This window comes from Bradyrhizobium sp. Leo170 (assembly GCF_004296405.1).
Taxonomy (GTDB): domain Bacteria; phylum Pseudomonadota; class Alphaproteobacteria; order Rhizobiales; family Xanthobacteraceae; genus Bradyrhizobium.
The window spans coordinates 1-2,761 of the sequence record NZ_PSRR01000588.1; the positions used below are offsets into that span (position 1 = coordinate 1).

The 2,761-nt window shown below is 65.2% G+C and carries 3 protein-coding genes; 2 read left to right on the forward strand and 1 reads right to left on the reverse strand.

Annotation, left to right across the window (positions count from 1 at the left end):
• The first annotated feature begins 55 nt into the window (after positions 1-55).
• Positions 56-1,444: a serine hydrolase domain-containing protein gene (locus tag CWO89_RS42765; RefSeq protein ID WP_130584206.1), complete on the forward strand. Its 1,389-nt coding sequence runs from the start codon at positions 56-58 to the stop codon at positions 1,442-1,444.
• A gap of 150 nt (positions 1,445-1,594) precedes the next feature.
• Here CWO89_RS42765 and CWO89_RS42770 read toward each other — a convergent pair whose 3' ends face one another.
• The gene (locus CWO89_RS42770) at positions 1,595-2,260 is read right to left on the reverse strand and encodes a glutathione S-transferase family protein (RefSeq protein ID WP_130584207.1); all 666 of its coding nucleotides are present in this window, start codon (positions 2,258-2,260) and stop codon (positions 1,595-1,597) included.
• 161 nt (positions 2,261-2,421) lie between these two features.
• Between CWO89_RS42770 and CWO89_RS42775 the strand changes: the two genes are divergently transcribed.
• A partial coding sequence (locus CWO89_RS42775) for a DUF2239 family protein (RefSeq protein ID WP_130584208.1) occupies positions 2,422-2,761 on the forward strand: 340 nt, incomplete at its 3' end.

Consider the following 2,761-nt stretch of genomic DNA (forward strand, 5'->3'; position numbering starts at 1 on the left):
CCGCAAGCGGGGCGAGGTAAAGTAAGATCGGCTGAGCTTCGGCGCGGAGGAATTTGTGGGCTGGCAGAAATGGATCGCGGCAGCAATCGCTTTCGCCGCCGCGGTGGCGATTGCCGCCTACTTCCGTCCTGATCGGGCCGTTCGTGTCGCGACCGGCGTGGTCGCACACAATGTCTGTTCCAAGGTGTTCGTCTCCGGCCTCGATCCGGAAACGGTGTTTTCGGAAACCATCGATCGGGCCGGCATCCGCAGACTGCGTCCGCTGCTCCGCTTTGCGCTCGACCGCACCGGCAAGACCGTCGACGCGTCGATGGCTGGATGGCTGACAAGCCGTGCTGCGTTTCACGATGGGCTCGGATGCGTGCTGCTGCACGGCGCGACGGCGCCCTATGTGCTCAAGAGCGATATCGACGCGCTGAAGGTGACAAGAGCGCCGCCGCTGCTTGAGGAGATCGCGGGCCCTGAACCTGTCGAGCCTTCGGACCCGGCGCTGAAAGCGGCACTCGATGATGCCTTCGAGGAGCCGGCGGAGCCGCCGTTCCGGCGCACCAAGGCGGTGGTGGTCGTCCATCATGGCAAGGTGATCGCCGAGCGCTATGCCAAGGGCATCAGTGTCGATACGCCGCTGCTTGGTTTTTCCATGACCAAGTCGGTGATCAATGCGCTGATCGGAATCCTGACCCAACAAGGCGTCGTCACGCCGTCGATGCCCGCGCCGATCCCGGAATGGCGCGGCAGGAATGATCCGCGTCGCGAGATCGAAGTGGAGCACCTCATGCGCATGCCCACAGGGCTGGCGCTGGACGAGACCAATTCGGGCTTCGATCCCTCGAGCCAGATGGCCTATCTGCATGACGACATGGCGGGCTTTGCGGTGAAGGCGCCCCTGATGGCGCCGCCCGGCACGCGCTGGCACTATTCGAGCCCCTCGACGCAACTCTTGGCACGGATCATCCGCGATGCCGTCGGCGGGCCCGAACAGACGCTCGCCTTTGCCTGGCGCGAATTGTTCAACCCGCTCGGCATGCGCAGCGTCACGCTGGAATTCGACGGCAGCGGCACGCTGCAGGGCACCGCCTACATGCAGGCGAGCGCACGGGACTGGGCACGCTTCGGGCTGCTCTATCTCAATGACGGCGTGGTCGGCGGCAAGCGGTTGTTGCACGAAGACTGGGTGGACTTTTCCGCCGCCGCGACGCTGAAGACCGACTACGGCGCCGGCTTCTGGACCAACCGCAGCGAACATGCGCGTGCCAAGAACCGTGTCGCGCTCGGCATTCCCCGCGACGCTTTCTTTGCCTCGGGCGACCTCGGCCAGCGCATCGTCATCATGCCGACGCAGCGCCTGGTCGTGGTCCGCCTCGGCGACAGCGTCGATCGGACCGGCGACATGCGCGGATTGGCGCGTCTGGTGAAAGAGGTGATCGCGGCGGTGGAGCGGTGAGACTCCCTCGCCCCGCTCTTGCGGGGAGAGGGTTGGGGTGAGGGGCTGCTTCCACGAACACCGAATGCGCGGCAACGCCCCTCACCCGGCGCTACGCGCCGACCTCTCCCCGCAAGAGCGGCCCGCAAGAGCGGGGAGAGGTGACTTCGCCTACCGCCCCACCAGATACGGTCCGCCCTTCTCCAGCGCGCGGACATAGGCCGGGCGCGCGTGAATGCGTTCGAGGAACGCCATGCACCTGGGATGCCCCTCCTCCAGCCCGGCGCGCGCGGAGGCGGCTTCCAGCGGAAAACTCATCTGGATATCGGCCACGCTGAACTCGTTGCCCGCGAACCATTGGCTTTTGCCGAGTTCCGCCTCCCAGAACGTCATGTGCTGCTTGAGCTGCGGATTGACCAGCACGGTTAGCGCCTGGTTGGTGACCTTGCGCACCAGTGGCCGCAATAAAGCGGGCGCGCGCTTCGGCATCATCGTGAACAGCAGCTTCAGCAGCAGCGGCGACATCGCCGATCCCTCGGCATAATGCAGCCAATAGGTGTAGCGCAGCCGCTCCGGCGTGTCCGGCGGCGGGATCAAGCGTCCCTTGCCGTAAGTGCCGAGGATGTATTCGGCGATCGCGCCGGATTCCGCGATCGTGTTGCCGTTATCGGTGATGACGGGCGACTTGCCGAGCGGATGCACCGCCAGCAACTCCTTCGGCGCGCGCATGTCGGGCCCACGCTGATAGCGCACGATCTCATAGGGCACGCCAAGCTCTTCCAGGAGCCACAGCACCCGTTGCGAGCGCGAGTTGTTGAGGTGATGAACGGTCAGCACGGCGTCCCCCGAAATCCAAAGAACCTTCCCGGGCGTTCCCTATCAGGCAATCGCGGGATTCGCGATTGGCCGAGAGGCCAAATTATTTATCCGGGTGATATTGACATCGAAATTATACCCGGGCATAAATGCATGAACGGCGAATCGATCGGATAACTCAAATGAATCAGACATTTACAGCCTTCGAAGGCCAGCGGCGGCTGGCCACTGGGCCTTTGGCCGAGGTCGCGCTAGCGGTCAAACGGGCCGGCCAGAGCGCCGAGCCGATTGCGATCTTCTGCGACGGGACCGGGCGCGCCGTCGATCTGGATCTTCGCGGCAGCGATGACGCGATCCTGGCACGGCTGCCGGCATCGGCTCCGCCAAGCGAAGCGCCCGAGGCGCCACCGAGCGAGCCGCGTGGCCGCGGGCGACCGAAACTCGGCGTGGTCGCGCGCGAAGTGACGCTGCTGCCGCGCCATTGGGAATGGCTCAACGCGCAGCCCGGCGGCGCCTCGGTCG